This is a genomic window from Pseudomonas sp. FFPRI_1, assembly GCF_055384485.1.
In genome coordinates this window covers 5,653,447-5,675,643 of sequence record NZ_AP029168.1, presented here as the reverse complement: position 1 = coordinate 5,675,643, position 22,197 = coordinate 5,653,447, and the positions used below count along the sequence as shown (strand labels likewise).

The window sequence follows — 22,197 nt, the reverse complement described above, 5'->3', positions numbered from 1 at the left end:
CCTGGTACAGCTTTTGCTTTGTGCTGGTGCGCAGGCTGGCAAGCCTGCGCTGAAAACGAGCGAGGGGCACGCGGTAGACCGCGCAAACCCTGGCCGAAAAAAACTCAACCTCAGGTCATTCATGTTCATGCGCTGTCGCGTCCGGGTCCTGGCGCGCCAAAACGGTTCACCGATCGCGCGTGCTGCCACGCCTCGGACCAATTTGGTGCAAGGCCGCCGGCGTGCGTGACGCAGGAATGATGATGGCCGATTCCGGATCTGCCTACTCCATGGAAAATCTGCAAAGCGCTGTAGACACCCTGGTCCACGGTTCCAACACCCTGTTCATCCTGATCGGTGCGGTCATGGTCCTGGCCATGCACGCCGGTTTTGCCTTCCTCGAAGTGGGCACCGTCCGGCAGAAGAACCAGGTCAATGCGCTGTCGAAGATCCTCAGTGACTTCGCGGTCTCGACCCTGGCCTATTTCTTTATAGGCTATTGGATCTCCTACGGCGTCAGCTTCCTGCAGCCAGCGGCGGTGATCAGTGCCGATCATGGCTATGGCCTGGTGAAGTTCTTTTTCCTGCTGACCTTCGCCGCGGCGATCCCGGCGATTATCTCCGGTGGCATCGCCGAGCGCGCGCGTTTTGTGCCGCAATTGTGCGCCACGGTGCTGATCGTGGCCTTCATCTATCCGTTCTTCGAAGGGCTGGCGTGGAACGGCAACTTCGGGCTGCAAGCCTGGCTGGCCCAGCGTTTTGGCGCAGGCTTCCATGATTTCGCCGGGTCGGTGGTGGTGCATGCCATGGGCGGCTGGCTGGCGCTGGCGGCGGTGCTGTTGCTGGGGCCGCGCAACGGCCGGTATCGCGACGGCAAGCTGGTGGCGTTCGCGCCATCGAGCATTCCCTTCCTGGCCCTGGGATCGTGGATCCTGATTGTCGGCTGGTTCGGCTTCAACGTGATGAGCGCCCAGACCTTGCAGGGTGTCAGTGGGCTGGTGGCGGTGAACTCGCTGATGGCCATGGTGGGCGGCACGGTGGCGGCGTTGATTGTCGGGCGCAATGACCCGGGGTTCTTGCACAACGGTCCGCTGGCCGGGCTGGTGGCGATCTGCGCCGGCTCGGACTTGATGCATCCGGTGGGCGCGCTGGTCACCGGGGCGATTGCCGGGGCCCTGTTCGTCTGGTGCTTCATTGCCGCCCAGAGCCAATGGAAGATCGACGACGTGCTCGGGGTCTGGCCGCTGCACGGTTTGTGTGGCGTGTGGGGCGGTATCGCTTGCGGGATCTTTGGCCAGAGTGCCCTGGGCGGGTTGGGCGGTGTCAGCCTGATCAGCCAGTTGATCGGCACCGGCCTGGGGGTGGCGGTGGCACTGCTGGGAGGCTTTGCCGTGTATGGGGTGATCAAGGCCTGCTGCGGGCTGCGCCTGACCCAGGAGCAGGAGTATTACGGCGCCGACCTGTCGCTGCACAAGATCGGTGCGGTGAGCCAGGACTGACGCTCCACGGTAGGGGCTCAGGGCCCTGGCCGCTTGATGGCCAGGGTCGATGCCGAGGGCGTTCAACCGGCCTGCAGGCGCGTTTCGCAGGCTTCGACGGCCTCCTGTGAGCCGGACACCAGCACCCGGTCGCCGGCCTGCAGGCGCGGGGTCGGGTTCAGGGGCAGGTCGCTGCCATTGCGCTGCACGGCGCGTACGTCCACGCCCAGTTGTTCCAGGGCCAGTTCTTCCAGCAACTGGTTGCAGGCGCGGGCCCCGGCATCGAGTTTCACCGCATGCATCTGCACCGCAGCGGGCTCACTGTTGTCCAGTGGGGTGCTCTGGGCTCCGAGGTAGAAACCATGCAGCAGGCGATAGCGGCTGTGGCGCACTTCATCCACCGTGCGCTGCACCCGCTGCTCCGGCAGGCCCAGCATGATCAGGGCGTGGGAGGCGAGCATCAGGCTCGACTCCAGCAGTTCGGGCACCACTTCATTGGCGCCGGCGGCCTTGAGCTCGGCCAGCTGGCTGTCATCGCGGGTGCGCACCAGGATCGGCACGGTGCGGTCCAGGCGGCGAGCAGCCTTGAGTACATTCAGGGCGATGTCGGTCTTGTCCACCGCGATCACCAGCAGCCGGGCCCGTTCCAGGCCGACGGCCGCCAGCAGGTCGCTGCGCCGGCAGTCGCCATAGTGCACGCAGCTTTCCGCCGCCGAGGCTTCCTGGACCCGGACCGGATCATCGTCCAGGGCGATGTAGCGCAGTTGCTCGTGACGCAGGAAGCGCCCGATGGACTGGCCGACCCGGCCATACCCGCAGATCAGCACATGGCCTTGCAATTGCGCGTTCTGCGCGCTGATTTCCTCCAGTTGCGCGGCCTGGTTGGGCTTGCGGTGCAGGCGCGCGGTGATCAGCGGTGCGGCCCGCAGCAGCAGTGGCGTCAGCAGCATGGAGCAGAAGGTGGCGGCCAGCAGCAGGCTGCTGATCTGTGGTGGAATCATCTGGCTGAGTTGCATTTGCGCCATCAGCGCGAAGCAGAATTCACCGCCCTGGGCCAGGGCCAGGCCGCTGCGCCAGGCAGTCTCGCCGTCGCTGCCGCGCAGCTTGAGCAGGGCGGCCACCACGCTGCCCTTGATCAGCAGCAGGGCCAGGGTCAGGCCGAGAATCAGCAGGCTATGGTCGAGGAACAGTTGCAGGTCGATGAGCATGCCGATGCTGACGAAGAACAAGCCCAGGAGAATGTCGCGGAACGGGCGGATGTCGGCTTCGATCTGGTGCCGGTAGTGGCTTTCCCCCAGCAGCATGCCGGCGAGGAAGGCCCCCAGGGCCGGGGACAGGCCCAGGAGGTGAGTGAGCCAGGCGGTCAGCAGGACGATCACCAGGGCCAGCAACACGAACAGCTCGGCGGAGTGGGAAGCGGCCACTTCGTGGAACAGCCGCGGCAGTAGCCAGCGGCTGGCCAGCAGCAGGCCAACGAACAGCACCAGGGTCTTGCCCAGGGTCGCGGGCAGGGCCCAGTACCAGGCCTGGTCGCTGTGGCCGGCAAAGACCGGGACCAGGGTCAGCAACAGCACGGCCACCACGTCCTGGAACAGCAGCACGCCGATGGCGTTCTGGCCGTGGCTGCTGAAAATCTCGCCGAGGCTGGTCAGCTCCTTGCTGACGATGGCGGTGGAGGACAGGGCCAGGCCCGTGCCGAGCATCAGTGCCGAGGTCAGGGACATGCCGAACAGGGCCAGCAACAGACCGAGGATCAGGCCGCTGCACAGCACCTGCAGGCTGCCCAGGCCAAACACCACGCGGCGCAGGGCGAGCATCTTCGACAGGGAGAATTCCAGGCCCAGGGAGAACAGCAGGAACACCACCCCCAGCTCCGCCAGGTCCGGCAGGTCTTCACTGTCGTTGACCCAGTCCAGGGCGGTGGGCCCGACCATCAGCCCGACGGACAGGTAGCCCAGCACCGGGGGCAGGCTCAGGCGCCGGAACAGCGCGATGACCACCAGGGACGAGGCGAGAATGATCAGTAGATTGGCAAACAACGGGCATCTCCGGACAAGGGGCAGGCAGGGCAAAGACTAGAGGCAAAAAGGCGGGGAGGATTACCCGGGCGACGGAAAACGGCCCTGACTCACGTCATTCTTTATCGAGAATGTCTCATCTTCACGAGCCTTCGCTATGCTCAGGGTCTGTTGAAAAGGCTGTGCTCGAGCAGTTTTCACACAACCTGCCGGGCTGCGGTTTTATCCACAGGACCCTGCCAGTGAGGAGCCGGAGAGGTTTATGGAGCGTCTGTATTCTCTGCAAGGGCTGCGTGGTGCCGCGGTGCTGGGAGTGGTGCTGTTTCACATGATGTCGGTGGAGATCAAGTATTCCGGCGGCGACATCCTGCTGCCGGTATTCCTGAACTTTTTCCAGCTCGGGGTCGACCTGTTCTTCGTCATCAGTGGCTTCGTGATGGTGATCGTCAGTCGCGGGCGCTTTCAGAAAAGCCTCGAGACCCAGCGCTTCCTGTTCAATCGCCTGTCGCGGATCTACCCGACGTACTGGCTGTATTTCTTCATCACCCTGGGGGTCTACCTGTGGCAACCCGGGCTGGTGAACAGCAGTCATGGCGGCTCGAACCTGTGGCTGTCCTTCCTGCTGTTGCCCAATGACCGGGTGTTGCTGGTGATGGTGGCCTGGTCGTTGCTTTTCGAGCTGTGGTTCTACCTGATGTTCACACTGTTCCTGTTCTTCAAGGAAAAGCGCCTGCCGCTGATTCTGCTGTTATGGGCGCTGGGTATCGTGCTGTTCAACCTGGTGCAGAACTGGCAGGACTATTCCCCGGCGTTGAAGATCATGCTGCATCCCTATGCCCTGGAGTTCATCGCCGGTAGCGCACTGGCGCTGTTCTTCTACGGTCCCCACAGCGCCAAGGTGCCCACGGTGCTGGTCTGGGCGGCATTGGCGGCGGTCTTTCTGCTGGGGATTCCGCTGATCTACGCCTATCAGCTGTTCTTCACCGAGGGGTTGCCGAGAATGCTGGCGGTGGGGCTCACCTTCGGCACCCTGGTGCTGTCCCTGGCCTTGCTGGAGCGACGGCAGCTGATCCGGATACCAGCGTTTCTTACCGCCACCGGAGACATGTCCTACACCATCTACCTGTCCCACCTGCTGGTGCTGGGGGTGGTGGGGCGAGCCTGGCAGGTGATCGGTTCCTGGCCCGGCAGCTATGTGGACAACCTGGTGTTCTGCCTGCTGATGATGACCGCGGTGGTCTGCTATGGCTGGGTCGGCTATCACTTCTACGAGAAGCCGATCCTCGATCGTGCCACGGCCTACTGCAAGCGGCGCTTCAGTTCTGGCACAAAACGCAAACATTACGACCCGGTGTAATACCCGGATTCTTCCTGTTCATTCGGGTGGTCATCGATGCCGAAAGTCCTCAATGCGAACCTCGACGCCCTGAAGGTCCTGCTGGCGGTAATGGTGGTGCTGCTGCACTGCAAGCTGCTGGGGGGCAATTACACCTGGGCCGGCTACCTGCTGTGCAACGGCCTGTTCCGGGTCGCGGTACCGACGTTTTTCATCATCAATGGCTACTACCTGTACCAGTCCCTGAGCGGCGGTCATTCCTTTGCCCAGTGGTTCAAGCGCTGCCTGTTGATCTACCTGTTCTGGATGCTGGTCTACAGCCCGCAGTACGTGGATCCGGCGACCCTCCTCAGCTTCGGCGGGGTGCTGGGGCTGTTGAAGAAACTGCTGATCGGCTATTTCCACCTGTGGTACCTGCTGGGCATGCTCGGTGGCGGGGTGATGCTGCTGGTGCTGCGCAACTGGCGTTCGAGCGCCCTGATCGGCCTGGTCCTGGTGACGTTCCTGAGCGGTCTGTGCCTGCAGTACGCACGGGTTTACTACGAACTGCCCAACGTGTTTCTCCAGCACTTCAACCAGAACGACTACACCGCACGCAACTTCCTGTTCATGGGGTTTCCGTTCATGGCCATCGGCTTTCTCTGCGCACGCCATCGCCTGGAACAACGCATCAGCCGGCGCAGCCTGTGGTGCTGGCTGATTCTCGGGCTGGGGGCGATCCTGGCCGAGGCCGGGCTGAACTTCGCCCTGCGGGCCGACGTCGAGCAGAACTTCGATTTTCTCGCGTCATTGCTGGTGCTGACCCCGGCGCTGTTTCTGTTGCCGATGGTGTATGTCCGGGGCAGCGAGAGCAATTTCGCCGCGAAACTGTCGTCCGCGGTGTATTACGTGCACCCCTGGTTCATCTTCGCAGCCCTGTCCCTGGGACTGGCCTACGGCAACCTGATGGCGGGGCTGGTACTGGTGCTGGCCTTTGGTGTGGCGCCGTTGCTGATCCTGGCCAGCCGTCGAGTCCGCTTCATTCTGTGAAGGCTGCCTGGTCGACGGCTTTTTCTCACCGGCCTAGAATAATCACCGGTTCTTTTATGGTTGCCCTGTCATGCCCCCTGAATGTCAATTGTTCGGCACCCTTGGTTGCCACCTGTGCGAGCTGGCCGAAGCCGAGTTGATGCCACTGGTGGAGCACGGCCTGATGGTCGAGCTGGTGGACATCGCCGAGAGCCAGGAGCTGTTCGACGCCTACGGCCTGCGCATCCCGGTCTTGCGCCGGGTGGACACCGGCCTCGAGCTGAACTGGCCCTTCGATGCAGAGCAGGTGGTGGCGTTCCTGCGCTGAGACGGGGCCCGGCCCGAAGCGGCCTCCGCCTGTCGCTCGCGACGGGAATTCGTTGGCGAGAACCGTCGATTCGGTTACTGTATGTATATACAGCAATCGAGGAATCTCGCCATGTCTCTCACTTTTCTGACCGGTACCGAACGCTCGCAACCGTTGCCAGCCCGTTTCCTGAATCCGGTCGACAGCGACGGCGTCTCTTTGACCTCAGGCCCCACCGGCAGCGGTTTTTCCCTCGACCGGACCCTGGGGCTGGGCGCTCCGGGCATCCATGGTCTGCTGGTGGATGACGACAACCTGCTGGGGTTCGGCATCTATCCGGGTGATCGGCTGATCGTCGATCGCTCGGCCACGCCGGTGGTGGACCAGTACTTGGTCGTGCGTCCCCGAGGCTGCGACGAATATTCCCTGCGCCTGCTGGCCCCCGATCCACGTGGCGGCCTGCTGCTCAAGGCGGCGCGGCCTTCAATCCCTTCCATTGTTCTGGATGACCTGGGCTCGATCGAGATCTGGGGAGCGGTGCTGTGGGTGGTCAGTTATGTAGGGCGCAAGCAGCCTTGATGGGATGTGGCGGACGATTCAAACCGTTAAAGGAATAAATGATGGTCAATGTCGAACAACTGAAAAACAGCGTGAACAGCATGTCCACCGATGTGGTCCGCGAGGCGGTGCTTGAGCTGCGCCTGGATGGCCTGGTCACCGAGGGCAAGACACCGTTCAACAAGCTGCACTTCAACACCTGCTTTGCCGAGATCGAGGCCTTGTTCCAGCGTGCCGGCTACCACCGGCAGCTGGATGTGGTGGGCTACCAGGGGTTGCTCTATGCACTCTATGATCCGGGCCGCTGGGAGGCCGTGGATGTGTTGCGCTGGCTGAAGGAATTCACCGAGGCGGCGGCCCAGGCCAAGCAGTCCTGCGCCTGAAGCAGGAGAAACTGCTCCTAGGTTCCTTGTGGCGGCTGTTGGATAATGCCGCCTTGCATTGAACCCTCGAGTTTTTGTATGCCTTCCGCGAGTTTTTCTGCTGCACAGCATCAGGCCAGTACCCTGTACCTGCCACCCGGTTCCTGGACCACAGTGCTGGATTGCCTGTGCGATCACTTCAAGGCCATCAGCCGTGAACAGTGGCTGGATCGCATTGCCCGGGGGCGAGTGCTGGACGGACAGGGCCAGCCCATCAGCCTGGATCTGGCGTACCGCGAAGGCCTGCGGATCCATTATTTTCGCGAGGTGCCGGACGAGAAGGTGATCCCGGTGCAGGAGACGATCCTGTACGCCGACGAACACCTGGTGGTGGCGGACAAGCCACACTTTCTTCCAGTGACCCCGGCAGGCGAGTACGTTGAACAGACCTTGCTGCGACGCCTGATCCGGCGTCTGGACAACCCGCACCTGGTGCCCTTGCACCGCATCGATCGGCATACGGCAGGGTTGGTGCTGTTTTCCGCCGATCCCGAGAGCCGCTCCGCCTATCAGGCATTGTTCCCTACCCGGCAGATCGAAAAGCGCTACGAGGCGATCGCCGGAGCCTTGCCCCACTTGAGCTTTCCCCGGGTGCACAAGAGCCGATTGGTGGACGGCGAGCCGTTTTTCCGCATGCAGGAAGGCGAGGGGCCGAGCAATACCGAAACCGTCATCGAGGTCAGGGAAACGCACGGTGAGTTGTGGCGCTATGCTCTGTACCCGGTCACCGGCAAGAAGCACCAGCTGCGGGTGCACATGAGTGCCCTGGGGGCGGCGATCTGTAACGACCCGTTCTATCCCGAGGTGCTCAAGGACGCCGAGGACGATCATGCCAACCCGCTGAAGCTCCTGGCCCAGGGGCTGCGTTTCATCGATCCGCTGACGGGGCAGGAACGGGAGTTCGAAAGCCGCCTCAGCCTGGCCTGGTGAACGGCCACAACCACGGCTGACTCTTCGCGTCCCACAAACAATAAAACCCGCACTAGGCGGGTTTTATTGTTTGCGCAGCGCCAGCCGTCGGGCTTACAGCTCTTTGACGGTGCGTACTTGATCCTTGTTGATACGAGTCTGCTTGCCGTCCAACTGCTCGAACTCGTAGAAGCCGGAATCCTTGTCGTATTTAGGGGTGTCAACGGCCTGGATTTCGCGACCGTCATTCAGGGTGATCACTGACGGCGAAGCGCAACCGGCAAGCGTGGCCAGGCCCAGAGCGAGCATGAAAGTGGCGAGGGTCCGATGAGTCATTGTGTGTCTCCAAAATGGGTACTTTTGAGTGCTGGTCTTCAGACGTATACAACGTCTGCAAGTTCCTTGGCCAGGGACATTCTGCCACGTTGTCGGATCGATCGCAGGCGTTCGCTGCAGCGGATCCACTGGCTGCGGGGCATCGCTGGTGCAGCGCATCTCTCGGCGACCTGGCGTTCAAGGGCCGGAGCGGGGGTGATTGCCAGCCCCCGGGCGGCGGCAGGGCAGAGGGCTGTGATATAACAACGGGCTGTTTCTTCTACCACTGGATCGAGCCTATGAAAGCCAAGGCGGACGTACCCTTTGCCCCATTGAACATTGCGGTGTTGACCGTCAGTGACACCCGTACCCTGGAAACCGATACCTCCGGACAGGTCTTCGTCGAGCGCCTGGGCGCTGCCGGCCATCGCCTGGCGGCGCGGGTCCTGCTCAAGGACGACCTGTACAAGATTCGCGCCCAGGTCGCCACCTGGATCGCCGATGACGTGGTACAGGTGGTGTTGATCACCGGCGGCACCGGTTTCACCGGGCGCGACAGCACCCCGGAAGCGGTGTCCTGCCTGCTGGACAAGCAGGTCGATGGTTTCGGTGAACTGTTCCGGCAGATCTCGGTGGCAGACATTGGTACGTCCACCGTGCAATCCCGAGCCCTGGCCGGTCTGGCCAACGGCACCCTGGTGTGCTGCCTGCCGGGCTCGACCAATGCGGTCCGCACCGGCTGGGATGGGATTCTGGCCGAACAGCTGGACTCGCGTCATCGGCCGTGCAACTTCGTCCCCCATTTGAAACAGGCCGCGCCCTGTGAATCCCGTGGGTAAGCCGGGCAAGCTCGGCGCCTTGATGCCGGTGGAAGAGGCGCTGGAGCGACTGCTGGCGATGGCCGAGGCGGCGCCCATTGTCGAACGTGAGCGGTTGCCCTTGGCAGCCACTCAGGGGCGGGTGCTGGCAGAAGCGCTGATTTCCAGCCTGGACCTGCCGCCCTGGCCCAACAGTGCCATGGATGGCTACGCCTTGCGCCTGGAGGACTGGAAAGGCGAGGCGCTGCCGGTCAGCCAGCGAATCTTTGCCGGGCAGGCCCCCGAGCCGCTGCAGCCGGGAACCTGCGCCCGGATCTTCACCGGTGCCCCGGTACCTGAGGGTGCGGACTGCGTTGAAATGCAGGAAAACGCCCAGGTCCAGGATGATCAGCGAGTGCGCTTCAGCGAGCCGTTGAAGGTGGGCCAGAATATCCGGCCTCAAGGCCAGGAAACCACCGTGGGCGAGGCGGTGCTGGAGGCGGGTACCCGTTTGGGACCGATCGAGCAGGGCTTGGCGGCTTCCCTGGGGTGCGCCGAGCTGGAAGTGGTGCGCCGAGTGCGGGTGGCGGTGCTGTCCACCGGTGATGAGTTGGTGGAGCCGGGCCAACCCCTGGGTCCGGGGCAGATCTACAACAGCAACCGGGTGCTGCTGTGCAGTTGGTTGCAGCGCCTGGGGTGCGAAGTGCTGGATGCGGGGATCTTGCCCGACGATCTTCCCGCGACCCGCCAGCGCCTGGCGGAGCTGGGGGATGTCGACCTGATTCTATCCACCGGCGGTGTGTCGGTGGGGGAGGCAGATTTTCTCGGCATCGCTCTGCGGGAGGCCGGCGAGCTGGCCTTGTGGAAACTGGCGATCAAGCCCGGCAAGCCTCTGACCTTCGGCCATTTTCGCGGGGTACCGGTGATCGGCCTGCCGGGCAACCCGGCCTCGACGTTGGTGACCTTCGCCCTATTGGCTCGCCCCTACCTGTTGCGCCGCCAGGGCGTGCAGCAGGTGCAGCCGTTGCGCTTCCAGGTGCCGGCGGGGTTTGTCTGGGCCCAGCCCGGCAACCGTCGCGAATACCTGCGTGGCCGCCTGGAGGGCGGTCGGGCGATCATCTACCGCAACCAGAGTTCAGGCGTCCTGCGCAGTGCAGCCTGGGCCGAAGGGCTGGTGGAGGTGATGGAAGGACGAACCCTGGCGGAAGGCGACTGGGTGAGTTTCATTCCCTTGAGCGAAGTGCTGGACTGAGCATAGCGGGCCCGGTCGTCGGAGCGGGTCCGTGCTTTAGGTCAGCGCAGCAGTAACAACAACAGCAGTCCGAAGCGGCTGTGGAAGCCCCAGGTCACCAGGCCGGCCAGCAACATCGCCGCGAGTGCCATCCAGGCAAGACGCCTGAGTGTCGGCAGCAACCTGGCGTGGCGTGACAGTGGCAGGTCGAACTCCCGGGGCGCCTGGTCAGTCCGCCAGGCACGATCTTGCATGTGGTCGAGCGGTGAATGCCCTTGTGGATAGAATCCCTTGTCGTTCATGACGGTGCACTTCCCTGTGTCAGGCGTCAGCGCCTGATAAGCACAGTCACTGATTGGCCTGTTAGGGTCAATTCAGGTGATTCTCATTCTTCGGTCAGAAAAATCACTTTATCTCCGGGCCCTTGTTCAAGCGTGCGGGCTGTCCCAATAACGCCTGTACATGCCCAGGTTTTTCTTCAAGCCCAGGGGCAGGTGGCGCTCCTGCTGGCTGAGCTTGTAGGCGAACAGTTTCAACGCGTTGCGTAGCAACGACCCCGGCCATTCAAGCAACCGCCGGGGGCCGAGGAAGCGCAATTCGGATTTGACGTAGCGCAAGCCCTCGCCCCCGGCACCACCGAATGCCTCGCGGATCCAGGGTTCGCGGGCATGGAACACGCCGATGTCAAAGTAGCGGCGAAACTCTTCCTTGAGGCTGTAGTTGTGGGAATGGCGGCAACAGGCGCTGCCCTCGTAGGCCACCTTCCAACCCGCCAGGAGCATCTTGGCGCCCACGTACATGTCTTCGGACAGGATCACGTGGTTGGGAAATCCGCCGACCTGCATCAAGGCTTCGCGTCGATAGGCACTGAAGGAATTGGACATGAAGGCCGTCTTGATACCCAGCACAGGCACGTCGGCGAGGCTTTTCACCTGGGAGGTCGGTGGGTAGTTGAACAGGCGCGCATGGGTGGCCAGGGGGCTGGCATTCAGGTGCGGCAGCTGGCGCCCGCACACGGCGCCCACTTGCGGGTCGGCGAAGGGCGCAACGATATTGGCGATGCCCTCTGCATCTTCCAGGTAGGCGTCCTGGGTCATGAACACGTACACGTCGTAATCGGCATTGCGTTGCACCATCAGCTGCCGGGTGCCGCCGTGGTTGAAGTCGCGGCTGTCGATGCGCAGCACATGGGGGCAGCGTGACACGGCCAGTTCATAGGTGCCGTCGCTGGAGCTGGAGTCGACGATCAGCGTATCGAAGTGTGCACGCTGGATGGCCAGGGAATCCAGTAGCCGCGCCAGGTCCTGGCGGCCGTTGTAGGTCGGGATCACACAGGCCACGCGCAGTGTCGACATAGTCGATGCCTCCGGTTCGGATCAGGTTCAGGTCAGGTTCTGACGCCAGGGGCGCAGCCACGCGGCGAGCACCAGCAACAGCAGCAGGCCGCAGGCACTGCTCAAGCCCAACTGCCAGGCGATCGAGGTCAGGGGGTGCAGGAACAGCGCCGCCAGCGTCATGCCGCCGATGCCGATCAGCCAATGGCTGCGCCACGGCACCTGCCCCAGCAGTTGCTGGCGGCGCATCAGCAACAGCCCTGTGAGCAGCACCCCGCAGATCGCTGCCAGGGCGATGCCGATCAAGCCAAAGAAATACGGCAACAGGGCCAGCAGCAGCGCATTCAACAGGCTGCCGGCCAGCTCGCAGTTGAGGGGCATGCGGGTGTCCCCTGCGGCGTAGGCATAACGTGCCAGCAGGGCGTTCCAGGCACCGAACAGCAGCGGCACCGAGAACCAGGCCAGCAACTCCGGCAGAGGGCTGCCGGTGGCCTGGTTGGGCAGCAACAGGTGCACCAGGGCCGCGGCCGCGCCGATCAGCCCGACCACCGCCGGAATGGTCAACAAGGTGGCGCTGCTCAGGCCCTTGCGCAGAAGATCCAGGCGCTGTTCGCCGGAGCTGCCGCTCATCAGCCCAAGCAGTACCTGGTTGAGGCTCATCAAGGCAATCAGCGGCAGGTTGATCAGCTTGCGCGCCAGGTTGATCCAGGTAACGGCCCCTTCACCCAGCAGCGACGCGGCCATGCGCTCGAGCAGGGCCAGGCCCTGGCTGGCGAGGTTGCTGCTCAGCAGTGGGCCGATGCGTTGCAACAGCTCGCGCCCGGCTCCCGGCGCACCCTGGATGCGCCACGGCCGCCAGCCGTCCCGCAGCAGGCTCGGTAGCAGCGCGGTCGGCATCAGCAGGCTGCCCAGGACGCAGGCCGCCGCCAGCCCAGTGGGAGTGGCCGCGTGGTGCAGGCTGGCCAGGTAGAGCACCGGCGGCAGGTTGAACAGCAGCGAGCCCAGGCCGGCCAGGACAAAGCGCGAGCGGGCCTGCAAGGGCACACAGAACAGGCTGTGGAGAATGAACCCCGGCGCGCACCAGGCCAGCAGGTGCAGGCCGCCACCGGCCAGGGCGTAGCCGTCGTTGCCCAGGCCGGGGCCGATCAGGCGCACCCACAAAGGCGCGCCGAGGCTGAGCACGCTCGCCAGCAACAGCCCGCAGAGCAGCAGGCGTGGTGCCAGGGCACTGAGCCAGGCCTGCTGTTCTGCAGCCGAACGCTGCTGGTACAGCGGCAGCGCCGCGGCACTCAGCAAGCCGGCGGCCAGGGCCATGCGCAGGGCTTCGGGCAGGAACATCGCCACCAGGAAACCGTCGCTCTGGCCCCCGGCGCCCCAGGCCGCCACCAGCAGCCATTCCCGGGCAAAGCCGGCGGCCAGCCCGGTCAGGGTGGCGAGGGTCAACCACAGCGTTGCGCCGAACATGGGACGGCTTAGTGGAACAAAGTGAACAGGCCTTTGCCGCCCACTTTGTAGTTGAGGTTGCGGCAGCGTTCGCCCTTGATGGCCGCGTCCGGCCCGCTGACGATGGCGTAAGGCGGCACCGGCTTGGACACCACGGTCTGCCCGCCAACCACCGCGCCTTCACCAATGTCGGCGCCAAAGGACAGTAGCGCTCGGCTGGCGATCCAGGCGTAGTCGCCAATGTAGATCGGCCCGCCCACGGCCCAGAATTCCGGCTCCTTGAGGTCGTGGCCGCCGGCGATGATCAGCACGTGGGAGGCGATGGTCACGTGGTCGCCGATGATCAGCCCGCCCCGGGCATCCAGCTGGCAGTGCCAGGCCACGGTGCTGTCCTGGCCGATGCGCAGGCTGTCGACGCCGAGCACCTCGGTGTTGCGCCAGACCGTGGAGCCCTTGCCGATCTTCGCCCCGCCAAGGCGCAGCCAGAGCAGGCGCAGGGTGTGGCTGGGGATCTTGCAGATGAGGATGTTGTAGATCTGTTCCCAGACCCGCAGCATGCGGTCGCGCAGGGTCGGCCAGTTGATCCCGTACATGGGGATCAGCGCGCCCTTCAGCTCGCGACTCAAGAGTTTGTAGAAGCGCCGTGGCAGGGGCGGCTCGATCTTCGACTCGATGTTCAGGTAGCTGACATAGGTCAGCACATTGCCCTTGAGCGGCTGTTCGAACAGCACGTCGTTTTCCAGCATCCACTGGTAGGCCGTCTCCAGTTCCTCCAGGCTCACGCCCATTTTCTGCGCATATTCAGGCAAGGCCTGCTTCAGGTTCTGCGAATGGAAAAGGCGATGTTTCATGGGCGGATTCCTGGGAGAGGGGAGTCATGGGGGAGCTCGGGGGCTTGGGCGCGGGCCTTGAGCCGCAGGCGCCTGGCCTCATGCAGATTGAGGCCCAGCAACAGCCAGAACAGAGCGATCAACACCTGGGTAAAACTGAAGTAATGGTCGAACAGGCCGCTGATCAGCGCAGCACTGAGACCGGCACCGCTGCCGAGCCAGAGCGCGTTGTCGCGGTTCAGCCTGACCCGTTTCTGGGGAGCCCGGGTTTCCCGCCACCAGCTCCAGATCACTGCGACGAACAACAGCATGCCGGGCACACCGATCTTGTAGATGTAGTTCAGCCAGAGGTTGGAGATGCCCCACAGGCCCGAGCCGGGCACCGGCGGATCGACCTTGAAGCCGATGCCGAAGGGGAACATGGCCATGGCTGCGGGGAAGTGCGAGTACTCGTCGACCCGCACGCTGGTACTGGCATCGTTGGAAGAGAACAGCGTCAGCAGGCGGTCCTGCAGGGGCGGATAGGACATCAGCAGCAAGGCGCCCAGGACGAAGCCGCCCATCAGCATGCGCCCGGTGTAGGGCACCCGCTGGCGGGCCATCCAGATCAGCACCACTAACAGGCTCAGCAGGGCACCGCGGGAGCCGGAAAGCAGCAGCCCGATGACGCCCAGCAGGGCCACCGCGAGCCCCAGCCGGCGCTCCCAGCCATTGCGGGTCAGGCCGAAGCAGAAGGCCAGGGGCAGCAGCAGGGCCATGGCCCCGCCGGTGACGTTGGGGTGCATCCACGGCGAACCCATGCGGTTGGCCAGGGCTGTGAGGCTGTCCCCCAGCACCGTGATGCCACCGTAGCCAAGCTTTTCCAGGATCGGTGTCATGGCGGTGGCGGTGCCGTTTTTCAGGAACACCGGGATCGACAGCAGCAGGAGCAGCAGGGTCCCCAGCAGCAGGCCGCAGACCAGTTGCTCCCGGGCTTTGTATTCCTGGAGCAGGCGTGGCACCAGGAACAATGCCGAGAGGTTGAGCAGCCAACGCACCCAGTTTACCGGCCCATTGCCGTCGGCATTCACCGTCAACTGGCCGATGATGAACGGCAGCGTGCTGAAGGCCATCAGTGCCAGTAGCAGTTTCTCGGTGCGCAGCAACTTGGGCGCCTGCGGCATGTTGGAGAACAGGTTCTGCAACAGGACGCCGGCCCAGACCAGCAGCAACAGTGCTTCCGAGACCGTGGTGCGCAGGCCGATCTGTACCGTGGAATAAGGCAGGAAGGTTGCCAGCACGGCGAACAGCAGCAACCCGCGCAGTGGCCGGCGGAGCACCGTCACCGCCGCCGCGATGCCGACCATCAGTATCAGCACCTTCAGCGGTGGCAACAGCCAGACCAGCACACCGAAGAGCAGGCTGAAAAGTACCGCCAAGGGTAGCGCGATGGGCATTACTTGAGTTCCTCGAGCAGCTCATCGAAACGCTGGCGATAGGCGCTCTGCGCGTAGCCGGCGGCCCAGGCCTTGAGAGCCTCGGGATCTTCTGCCGGAGCGCTGGCCAGTTGCACCATCAGTTGGCTCAGGGCGGCGCTGTCGGTGGGCGAGAAGCGCGGGCTGGCGGCCGGGGTGATTTCATCCAGGGCCGAGCCGCTGGCCACTGCCACCGGGGTGCCGACACTCAGGGCCTCGATCACCGGCAGGCCGAAGCCCTCGGCGTAGGAGGGTTGCCACAGGCGCTGGGCCTGGTGGTAAACGGCATGCAGTTGGCTGTCGCTGATGTCACTGAGGAAATGCAGCCCGGGCAGGGCTCGCAGCTCGACGGGCAGGTGTTCCGGGGCGCCGACCAGCACCAGTTCCGGCACCTCGGGAGACTGCTGGCGTGCGGCCTGCCAACTGCGCACGAACCAGGGAATGTTCTTGCGCGGTTCGCGGGTGCCCACCGCCAGCCAGTAGCGCTCGGGCAGTTGCAGATCGCTGATGTCGGCGGCTTCACCGCTGAAGCCGCTGACCAGGTTGGGCAACACCCGGACCTTGTCCCGCGCCTCGGGAAACAGTTTCACCAGCTCATCGGCGGTGTACTGCGAAGGGGTCCAGATGCGGTCTGCCTGCTTGACCGAGTGGCCGATGGACAGCTTGTCGCTGAGGCCATAGACCCGTTCCTTGAGCCTGGAGCCGTGGCTGTTGGTCAGGGTCAGCTGGAACAGGTCATGCAGTTGCAGCACATAGCGCAGGCCCTGGGGTTTCTTGCCCAGTGGCAGGCCCATGTTGAAGTTGCAGATGTACAGTTCGACCTCTGCTTCACGCAGGGCGCCGGGCAGGAAGCCGCCCTCGAAACGCAGGCGCGTGGGCAACCTGTGCACGCCTTGCAGGGGCGCGCCCCAGCGTGGGCAATGCACCCGGCGACGCAGCGGATGATCTTCCGGGGCCACGCCGAACAATTGCAGGCTGACCTGGGGATTGGCTCGCAGGGCGTCTTCCAGTGCCAGGTTCTGCCGGCCGATACCACTGTTGCTGTAGCCCGCGGCGGGGCGGTAATCCAGACCTATGCGCATACGGACACTTCTTCTTTGACAGAGGGGAGTTGCTGATAGACCGCTTCCAGCTGAGCAGCAGCGACGGTCCAGTCGTGTTCGGCCATCACGTAGTCGCGCCCGGCACTGCCGATGCGCTGCAGGTACCCGGGATCGGCCAGGGCCTCGGCGAGGATCTGGGCCAGGGCGCCGGGGTCTTCGCTGCCCAGGTAATGCCGACCGTTTTCCACTTGCAGCCCCGAGCTGCCCTGGGCGGTGGTCACCACCGGCAGGCCGGCGGCCATGGCTTCGAGCACCTTGAGCTTGGAACCACCCCCCTGGCGCAGCGGGGCGAAGAACAGTGCCGAGCGTCGCTGCAGGTCCCGCAGGTCAGGGACGAACCCCTGCCACTCAATGCGCGGGTCCGGCCAGCGCTGGCGGAAGCTGTCCGGCAGGGCGTAGCCGCAGATGGCGAAGCGCACCTCGGGATTGAGGGCCCAGAGCCGTGGCAGGATCTCTTCCAGGGCCCACTCCACGGCGTCCAGGTTGGGGCTGTATTCGTAGTTGCCGATGAACAGCAGGCGCTGGCTGGCCAGGTCCGGCTGCACCGCAGCGTAGTAGCCGCAGTCGACGCCGTTGACCACCACAGCCGCGGGCTTGCCGCTCAGGCGGGCCAGGGTCTGGGCGTCCTGTTCGGTCACCGCGACCACCCTGGCCGCCTGTTGGAAGACTCGACGTTCCCAGCGCCGGTAGCGCCACTGGTCATACAGAGTGAAGGGTTTCGACCAGGCCGGCAGGCGGTCGTAGCTGGCCGCACCGAGGGCCGACTCGACGTTGTGCTCGGTGAGGATGAAGTCTTGCCGGTGCTGCTGCAGGGGCCGTTCGAAAGGCTGGAAGCTGTAGCTGTGCTCGATCTGGATCACGTCCCAGGGCTCGTGGAGCAATGCGTTGAAGCGCTCCTGCAACGGTTTGGCCAGGCCGTTCACATCGGCCAGCATGGGGTAGGGGGCGAACAGCACTGACATCAGGGTCTTGAAGCTGCGCAAGGGCCGCCGTGGCAGCACGATCAAGCGGTCCAGCCAGGGCTCCAGGGCGGCGCGGGCAGCTTCATCCAGCGGCGTCTTGGACTGCACCAGCAAGGTGATGCGATGGCCCCGGGCTGCGAGGGCTCGCAGCAAGTGGTATTGCCGGGTCTTGCCGCCGCTGGTGGCTGGCCAGGGCAGGTAGGGCAGGGTCCAGAGGATTTTCATGCTCACCACACCAGGAGTTGCAGGCTGGGTTTCAGCGGGACACTGATGCCCTGCTGTGCGCTCAAGTCGGTTCGGCTGCCGCTCAACGGGTCGTGCATGGCGGCGGCGTTGAGGCCGGGAACCTGCAGGCTGGCGCCGCTGGCACTCCAGAACATCCACACATGGGAGCCGTCGGGGCGAGTCCAGGCAATGCTGTACAGGTCGTCGGGGGCATTGGCCAGGGGCGGTGGGTCCGCGGGGGCCAGGCTGGGGCCGGTGGTGTCGAGGAAGTACTTGAGGGCGTTGTACACCGGCTTGGGTTCGCCGCTGAGGTCCACCAGGCCGTAGGACTGGTCACGGTTGCTGGCGCGGGCGTCGAGGTCACTGAGGTTGAACAGGAAGATCCGCTGATAGTCCATGGTCGCCATCAGGGCCAGGCGTCGCAGGGTGTAGTCGGCCTGGCCGTCGCGACCGATCATCGCCTGCATCTCGCGGGCACCGCTGGTGTAGCTCGACCAGCCCCACTCGGTGGCCCAGACCTGCTGCACGCCCCGGCTATGGAGGGCGCTGTTGAGAAAGTTGCCGCGCACCAGGAAGTCCTTGGCCGTGGCATCGTCGCCTTCCGGAAGTTCGGAGTAGGGATGGTAGGCAGCGATCAGATTCTCGCTGCCCAGGCCGTCTTGCAGCAGGTCCTCGAGCATCAGCCCCGGGGTGCTGCGCATCTGGCTGTAGTAGGCCATGCCGGCAGTGGCCACGGGCTTGTCGGGAATGGCTGCGCGAATGGCCGTGGCGGTGGTGGTGAGCAGTCGGTCGTAGGCGTCGGGGTCTTCCTTGGGCAGCCAGACGATGTTCGGTTCGTTCCACACCTGCCAGGTGTTCACCTGGGGATAGCGCTGGGCGAGCATCTGCATGCGCTGGGCGAAGACGTTGTAGTCCTTGGGCGGGTACTGGTCGGATGGCGCGGCCCCGGCCGGTACCGCGGCGGCGAAGGGCGCTGAACCGACCAGGTAGGCGAGGATAGAGTACTGGCGCCCCTGCATGGCACTCATGGCGCTGTCCAGGGTATCGAGTTGCAGGTCGTTTTCAGTGGGCTCGATCATTGCCCAGTGAATGGCCAGGCGGACCCAGGTCAGGCCCAGGGCGTCGAGGCGGTCCATCTGTTTTTGAGAGACGCTGGGACTGAAATACTGGAACTGTGCGTTGACCCCCAGAAAATCCTTCCACACCACCGGGTGTGTGCCGCGCAGGGTGTTGTCCGCCACTGCGGGCCAGGACAGGCAGGCCAGCACCAGCAGAAGAAGCCTGGAGCTACGTTGCATAGGCATGTGCGTTTCCTCCACAGGCATCTGCAAACACGCGGGCGAAACGCTCGGCGGTTTGGCTCCAGACCCGGCGGGTGCCGATCACCGCCGCGTGTTCGGCCCAGCGTTCCGCCAACTCCGGGCTGGCACACAAGTGGCTGAGCTCGGCGGCCAGGGCGGCGACATTGCCCTGGGGAAAGATCACCCCGTTGTCCTGGGCCACCTCTTCGGCGAATGAGCGGGCATCGGAAGTAATGGCGCCGCGACCGCAGGCCACCGCCCAGGACAGGGCGCCGCTGGTGCCCCGCAGCTTGCCCAGGAGCTTCAGTTTGCTGGACTCGCGGTAGGGCAGGACCATCACGTGATGGGCCTGGATCACCTTGGGAATGTCCATGGCCGGCAGGTCCAGTTGCCAGTCGATACTGTCCTGCAGGTTCAGGCGCTGGATATGCTGGCGCAGTTGATCCAGGTAGCTGCCGGCGCTACCGAAGGCCATTTCCGGTTCACTGCCTCCGGCCAGGGTCAGGCGCATGCGCTGGCGCATGCCGGGCTGCTGGGCGAAGGCCATGGCCAGCGCGTCCAGCAGGTCCTCGATGCCCTTGCCACGGTAGATGAAGCCGAAATACAGCAGCCGCAAGGGCGTCAGCGGTGGCAGGGGCTGGGCCGGGATGGCCAGGTTGCCATGGGGGATCACCACCATCTGTTCGGCGCGCAGGCCCATGCGCTGGCGCAGGCAGTCACCACCGGCGTGGGTCAGGGTGATCAGCCGGGTGAGGCTGCGGGCCAGTTGCTTTTCCTCATGCAGGCAAACGGGATCGCTCAGCACCGTGGCGATCTGCGGCAGAGGCGAGGGCAAGCGCGTTGCCAGCGACAATGGCCAGGGCAGTTGCGCCCGACGCCAGACCAGGCGCTCGGGATCATGCACCGTAGCGCTCAGGGGGAGCCTGGGGAAACGCTGGCGCAAGGCCTTGAGGGCGTGAAACTCCGCCAGGCGTCCACCCCCCAGTTCGGCATGGACCAGGTCGATGCCTTGCCAGTCGTATTGCGTCACCCGTTCGACGGCGCGCTGCGGGTCGTTGCCGACCCCCGCCAGCGGTGTACTGATCCGCAATCCCTGGGCTTGCAGTGCAGCGCGCAGGTGCGCGGCATAGTCGGCGATACCGTTCTGTTCCGGGGGCATGGGGGCCAGCAGGGCAATGTGCATCAGCGATGGCTCCTGACCCGCGCCATGAAGTTCAGCACGTTTTCCGGGATGCCAAAGCGCCGGCGGTTGATGATGATGCCGTCGACCCGCTTGAACGCGGTGTTGAGGATCGACAGGGCGTTTTGCAGCACTGGCACCGTGGTGGTTTCGGCTTCGACAATCAAGGCGATCAGGTCGGCCTCGCGCAGGCTGACGAAGGCTTCCTGGTTGGAGAAGAAGCCCGAGGCCTCCAGCAGCACGATCTCTCCGGGGGCCGCCTTGGGAGCGCCATCGACTCGCACGTTATGGCCTCGCTGCTGCAGCAGGTCGCGCAGGTGCCCGGTGACGAAGCTCACGCCTTCACCGTGCCGGGCGGAGGTCAGGCCAATCACCAGCCCCTGTTCGGCCACCTGTTTGAGAGGCAAAACCCCGTACAGCCGATAGAGACTGGCAGTGAAGGCGCTGTTGCGCTGGGGCAGGTGGCTGTCCAGGTCCTGCAGGCTGGTCCAGACCTTGACCCCGAAGCGTTCCTCGATCTGGTCGCCGTCATGGATGCGCTGGTCCAGCAGATAGAAGAAATACAGGGCCAGCAGGCCCACCGCCAGGCTCAGGGGAATGGCCGCCAAGAGCATGGTCAGGCTCTTGGGGAATACCCGGCTGGGCTTGAAGGTGGCTTCCTCGATCACCGCGATGTTGCTGATCTGGCTCTGGTCCAGCTCGCGGTCGATCCGGGCTTTTTCGGTGCTGTCGCTGTACAGGGCAAAGCTTTTTTCCGCGGCATTGAGCTCGCGCTGCAGGCGCGCCAGCTCGGGTTCCAGGGCCAGGGCCTGGCGCCGATCCTGTTCCAGCTTGAGCAGTTGGGCTTCTTGCTGGGCAGCCTGGGTCTGCAGGCGACTGAGGCTGGCCTGCTGGTCGGCGAAGCTGTTTTGCAGGCGGGTATAGACCGGGTTGGGTGCCAGGTTCTCGCTGCGCTGCACGGTGCCGTTTTCCGATTTCAACAAGGCTTGCAGGTTGGCGATCGCCGAGTCCATGGCCCGCACCGGCGGGGCGCCTTCCTTGAAGGTGCGGAGCATTTCCTGGCGTTCGATCTGCTTGGCATTGATCCGTTGCTGCAGGTCCTGGCGATCAGGGTTGAGGCTCATCTGGCGGCCGATGCTGATCTCTTTCTTCATGCTGTTGAGCTGCTTCTGGATGGTATCCAGGCCGCTCTTGGTGGACGCCACGGCACGGGTGGTATTGAGGTGCTCGCCCTTGAGGTTGTTGAGATTGCGTGAAATATCGTTGAGGCGCTCTTCGATGCTCACCGCACCTAGCTGATTGAGGTAGTCGGTGATCTGCTGCTTGTAGCCGAGGATGCGTTGATTGGTGGTAGCGCTTTCGGTTTCATAGAAGGCATACAGGCTCTTGCGTCCCAGAGTCTGCGCGCGCTCCTGCTGGTACTGCTCGATCCAGCTCTTGACCACTGTCTGCGCCACTTCGGGATCGTTCCAGGTAAAGCTGACCTCCATCACCGAGGAGCCGGGCGAATGGGTGACGCTGAAGTTCTTCAGCATACGTTCGGTCAAGCGTTCGACGGGGGTCTGCTTTTCCACCAGTCCCACCAGTTGCAAGGTGCCGCGCAGCAGGTCGGCAATGCCTTCCACGGCCGCCTTGACCGCGCCCTTGATGCTGGCCAGCACGCCGCTGGGCTGGGGCTGTTGGGACAGATCGTCGAGGTACTTCTCGGCGACTTTGCGGGCAATGGGTTCGCCGCTCAGGATGCGCTCTTCGTCGAGAATCGGATCACGTTGCGCACTGGGAATCACCACCGCCTGGCGATCGGAAATCTCGATCGGCAAGGTGCTGGTGTCGCGGCCCGGCTTGACCAGCAGCAGCGCCGTGGACTCGAAGCGGTTGGGCAGCAGGAAGGCCCCCAGCAAGATGATGATGAAGGTCACCAGAACCGTGATCTTGACCTCGCGCTTGAAGATGAAAAACAACCGCAGCAAATCGCGAAAAGAACGGATATTGATCATAGGGCTGTCC

21 protein-coding genes are annotated in these 22,197 nt (G+C 64.1%); 9 read left to right on the top strand and 12 right to left on the bottom strand.

Annotation, left to right across the window (positions count from 1 at the left end):
- Window positions 1–269: 269 nt before the first annotated feature.
- Window positions 270–1,478, top strand: a complete 1,209-nt coding sequence (locus tag ACZ5BO_RS25105) for an ammonium transporter (RefSeq protein WP_025127217.1) — start codon at window positions 270–272, stop codon at window positions 1,476–1,478.
- Window positions 1,479–1,540: 62 nt separating this feature from the next.
- Here the strand turns inward: ACZ5BO_RS25105 and ACZ5BO_RS25100 are convergent, their stop codons facing one another.
- Entirely contained in the window at window positions 1,541–3,496 is a 1,956-nt protein-coding gene (locus ACZ5BO_RS25100) for a cation:proton antiporter (RefSeq protein WP_025127218.1), read from the bottom strand.
- 241 nt (window positions 3,497–3,737) lie between these two features.
- On the opposite strand from ACZ5BO_RS25100, the gene ACZ5BO_RS25095 reads away from it, so the two are divergent.
- From ACZ5BO_RS25095 to ACZ5BO_RS25070, 6 genes are all read left to right on the top strand, one after another.
- Window positions 3,738–4,832 carry an acyltransferase family protein gene (locus ACZ5BO_RS25095; RefSeq protein ID WP_025127219.1) on the top strand — a complete coding sequence of 365 codons (1,095 nt, stop codon included), beginning with the start codon at window positions 3,738–3,740 and terminating at the stop codon, window positions 4,830–4,832.
- A gap of 36 nt (window positions 4,833–4,868) precedes the next feature.
- Complete coding sequence (locus ACZ5BO_RS25090) at window positions 4,869–5,840, top strand: acyltransferase family protein (RefSeq protein ID WP_464696855.1); 972 nt, start codon at window positions 4,869–4,871, stop codon at window positions 5,838–5,840.
- A gap of 70 nt (window positions 5,841–5,910) precedes the next feature.
- Window positions 5,911–6,147, top strand: a complete 237-nt coding sequence (locus ACZ5BO_RS25085; protein ID WP_464696853.1) for a glutaredoxin family protein — start codon at window positions 5,911–5,913, stop codon at window positions 6,145–6,147.
- 111 nt (window positions 6,148–6,258) lie between these two features.
- Complete coding sequence (locus ACZ5BO_RS25080) at window positions 6,259–6,705, top strand: S24 family peptidase (protein ID WP_025127222.1); 447 nt, start codon at window positions 6,259–6,261, stop codon at window positions 6,703–6,705.
- A 41-nt stretch (window positions 6,706–6,746) separates the two neighbouring features.
- On the top strand, window positions 6,747–7,067 hold the full coding sequence (locus tag ACZ5BO_RS25075; protein ID WP_025127223.1) for a hypothetical protein: 321 nt from the start codon (window positions 6,747–6,749) through the stop codon (window positions 7,065–7,067).
- A gap of 78 nt (window positions 7,068–7,145) precedes the next feature.
- Window positions 7,146–8,036 carry a pseudouridine synthase gene (locus tag ACZ5BO_RS25070; RefSeq protein WP_025127224.1) on the top strand — a complete coding sequence of 297 codons (891 nt, stop codon included), beginning with the start codon at window positions 7,146–7,148 and terminating at the stop codon, window positions 8,034–8,036.
- 93 nt (window positions 8,037–8,129) lie between these two features.
- On the opposite strand, the gene ACZ5BO_RS25065 is transcribed toward ACZ5BO_RS25070, so the two are convergent.
- The gene (locus ACZ5BO_RS25065; protein ID WP_025127225.1) at window positions 8,130–8,351 is read right to left on the bottom strand and encodes a YgdI/YgdR family lipoprotein; all 222 of its coding nucleotides are present in this window, start codon (window positions 8,349–8,351) and stop codon (window positions 8,130–8,132) included.
- 278 nt (window positions 8,352–8,629) lie between these two features.
- Here ACZ5BO_RS25065 and moaB point away from each other — a divergent pair, with 278 nt between their 5' ends.
- Together moaB and ACZ5BO_RS25055 are read left to right on the top strand one after the other, a co-directional pair.
- Window positions 8,630–9,169 carry a molybdenum cofactor biosynthesis protein B gene (gene moaB, locus ACZ5BO_RS25060; RefSeq protein ID WP_025127226.1) on the top strand — a complete coding sequence of 180 codons (540 nt, stop codon included), beginning with the start codon at window positions 8,630–8,632 and terminating at the stop codon, window positions 9,167–9,169.
- Window positions 9,170–9,191: 22 nt separating this feature from the next.
- Entirely contained in the window at window positions 9,192–10,379 is a 1,188-nt protein-coding gene (locus ACZ5BO_RS25055; RefSeq protein WP_177330241.1) for a molybdopterin molybdotransferase MoeA, read from the top strand.
- Window positions 10,380–10,420: 41 nt separating this feature from the next.
- Here ACZ5BO_RS25055 and ACZ5BO_RS25050 read toward each other — a convergent pair whose 3' ends face one another.
- The 10 genes from ACZ5BO_RS25050 to ACZ5BO_RS25005 all read right to left on the bottom strand — a co-directional run bounded on the left by ACZ5BO_RS25050 (window position 10,421) and on the right by ACZ5BO_RS25005 (window position 22,187).
- Entirely contained in the window at window positions 10,421–10,660 is a 240-nt protein-coding gene (locus ACZ5BO_RS25050) for a hypothetical protein (protein ID WP_025127228.1), read from the bottom strand.
- Window positions 10,661–10,786: 126 nt separating this feature from the next.
- Window positions 10,787–11,713, bottom strand: coding sequence for a glycosyltransferase family 2 protein (locus ACZ5BO_RS25045; RefSeq protein WP_025127229.1), 927 nt, complete (start codon window positions 11,711–11,713; stop codon window positions 10,787–10,789).
- 27 nt (window positions 11,714–11,740) lie between these two features.
- Window positions 11,741–13,156, bottom strand: coding sequence for a lipid II flippase MurJ (locus tag ACZ5BO_RS25040; protein ID WP_464696851.1), 1,416 nt, complete (start codon window positions 13,154–13,156; stop codon window positions 11,741–11,743).
- Window positions 13,157–13,164: 8 nt separating this feature from the next.
- Window positions 13,165–13,986 (bottom strand): acyltransferase, encoded by an 822-nt coding sequence (locus ACZ5BO_RS25035; protein WP_464696850.1) that lies wholly within the window; start codon window positions 13,984–13,986, stop codon window positions 13,165–13,167.
- Complete coding sequence (locus ACZ5BO_RS25030) at window positions 13,983–15,401, bottom strand: O-antigen ligase family protein (RefSeq protein ID WP_464696849.1); 1,419 nt, start codon at window positions 15,399–15,401, stop codon at window positions 13,983–13,985. The genes ACZ5BO_RS25035 and ACZ5BO_RS25030 overlap by 4 nt, the downstream gene beginning before the upstream one ends.
- Entirely contained in the window at window positions 15,401–16,501 is a 1,101-nt protein-coding gene (locus tag ACZ5BO_RS25025) for a glycosyltransferase family 4 protein (RefSeq protein ID WP_464696848.1), read from the bottom strand. Before ACZ5BO_RS25025 ends, ACZ5BO_RS25030 begins: the two co-directional genes overlap by 1 nt.
- Window positions 16,492–17,709: a glycosyltransferase family 4 protein gene (locus tag ACZ5BO_RS25020; RefSeq protein ID WP_025127234.1), complete on the bottom strand. Its 1,218-nt coding sequence runs from the start codon at window positions 17,707–17,709 to the stop codon at window positions 16,492–16,494. The genes ACZ5BO_RS25025 and ACZ5BO_RS25020 overlap by 10 nt, the downstream gene beginning before the upstream one ends.
- Window positions 17,710–17,711: 2 nt before the next feature.
- Entirely contained in the window at window positions 17,712–19,007 is a 1,296-nt protein-coding gene (locus tag ACZ5BO_RS25015) for a cellulase family glycosylhydrolase (protein ID WP_464701370.1), read from the bottom strand.
- Complete coding sequence (locus ACZ5BO_RS25010; RefSeq protein WP_025127236.1) at window positions 18,997–20,193, bottom strand: glycosyltransferase; 1,197 nt, start codon at window positions 20,191–20,193, stop codon at window positions 18,997–18,999. Before ACZ5BO_RS25010 ends, ACZ5BO_RS25015 begins: the two co-directional genes overlap by 11 nt.
- Window positions 20,193–22,187, bottom strand: coding sequence for a lipopolysaccharide biosynthesis protein (locus ACZ5BO_RS25005; RefSeq protein ID WP_464696847.1), 1,995 nt, complete (start codon window positions 22,185–22,187; stop codon window positions 20,193–20,195). Before ACZ5BO_RS25005 ends, ACZ5BO_RS25010 begins: the two co-directional genes overlap by 1 nt.
- Window positions 22,188–22,197: the final 10 nt, after the last annotated feature.

Bases quoted from the DNA above. Each gene is read 5' to 3' on its own strand.
- ACZ5BO_RS25015 (WP_464701370.1), bottom strand. From the start codon at position 19,007: ATGCAACGTAGCTCCAGGCTTCTTCTGCTGGTGCTGGCCTGCCTGTCC.
- ACZ5BO_RS25065 (WP_025127225.1), bottom strand. From the start codon at position 8,351: ATGACTCATCGGACCCTCGCCACTTTCATGCTCGCTCTGGGCCTGGCC.
- ACZ5BO_RS25020 (WP_025127234.1), bottom strand. From the start codon at position 17,709: ATGAAAATCCTCTGGACCCTGCCCTACCTGCCCTGGCCAGCCACCAGC.
- ACZ5BO_RS25010 (WP_025127236.1), bottom strand. From the start codon at position 20,193: ATGCACATTGCCCTGCTGGCCCCCATGCCCCCGGAACAGAACGGTATC.
- ACZ5BO_RS25085 (WP_464696853.1), top strand. From the start codon at position 5,911: ATGCCCCCTGAATGTCAATTGTTCGGCACCCTTGGTTGCCACCTGTGC.
- ACZ5BO_RS25075 (WP_025127223.1), top strand. From the start codon at position 6,747: ATGGTCAATGTCGAACAACTGAAAAACAGCGTGAACAGCATGTCCACC.
- ACZ5BO_RS25070 (WP_025127224.1), top strand. From the start codon at position 7,146: ATGCCTTCCGCGAGTTTTTCTGCTGCACAGCATCAGGCCAGTACCCTG.
- ACZ5BO_RS25080 (WP_025127222.1), top strand. From the start codon at position 6,259: ATGTCTCTCACTTTTCTGACCGGTACCGAACGCTCGCAACCGTTGCCA.
- ACZ5BO_RS25055 (WP_177330241.1), top strand. From the start codon at position 9,192: ATGCCGGTGGAAGAGGCGCTGGAGCGACTGCTGGCGATGGCCGAGGCG.
- ACZ5BO_RS25045 (WP_025127229.1), bottom strand. From the start codon at position 11,713: ATGTCGACACTGCGCGTGGCCTGTGTGATCCCGACCTACAACGGCCGC.
- ACZ5BO_RS25095 (WP_025127219.1), top strand. From the start codon at position 3,738: ATGGAGCGTCTGTATTCTCTGCAAGGGCTGCGTGGTGCCGCGGTGCTG.
- ACZ5BO_RS25035 (WP_464696850.1), bottom strand. From the start codon at position 13,986: ATGAAACATCGCCTTTTCCATTCGCAGAACCTGAAGCAGGCCTTGCCT.
- ACZ5BO_RS25030 (WP_464696849.1), bottom strand. From the start codon at position 15,401: ATGCCCATCGCGCTACCCTTGGCGGTACTTTTCAGCCTGCTCTTCGGT.
- ACZ5BO_RS25105 (WP_025127217.1), top strand. From the start codon at position 270: ATGGAAAATCTGCAAAGCGCTGTAGACACCCTGGTCCACGGTTCCAAC.
- ACZ5BO_RS25090 (WP_464696855.1), top strand. From the start codon at position 4,869: ATGCCGAAAGTCCTCAATGCGAACCTCGACGCCCTGAAGGTCCTGCTG.
- ACZ5BO_RS25025 (WP_464696848.1), bottom strand. From the start codon at position 16,501: ATGCGCATAGGTCTGGATTACCGCCCCGCCGCGGGCTACAGCAACAGT.
- ACZ5BO_RS25050 (WP_025127228.1), bottom strand. From the start codon at position 10,660: ATGAACGACAAGGGATTCTATCCACAAGGGCATTCACCGCTCGACCAC.
- moaB (WP_025127226.1), top strand. From the start codon at position 8,630: ATGAAAGCCAAGGCGGACGTACCCTTTGCCCCATTGAACATTGCGGTG.
- ACZ5BO_RS25005 (WP_464696847.1), bottom strand. From the start codon at position 22,187: ATGATCAATATCCGTTCTTTTCGCGATTTGCTGCGGTTGTTTTTCATC.
- ACZ5BO_RS25040 (WP_464696851.1), bottom strand. From the start codon at position 13,156: ATGTTCGGCGCAACGCTGTGGTTGACCCTCGCCACCCTGACCGGGCTG.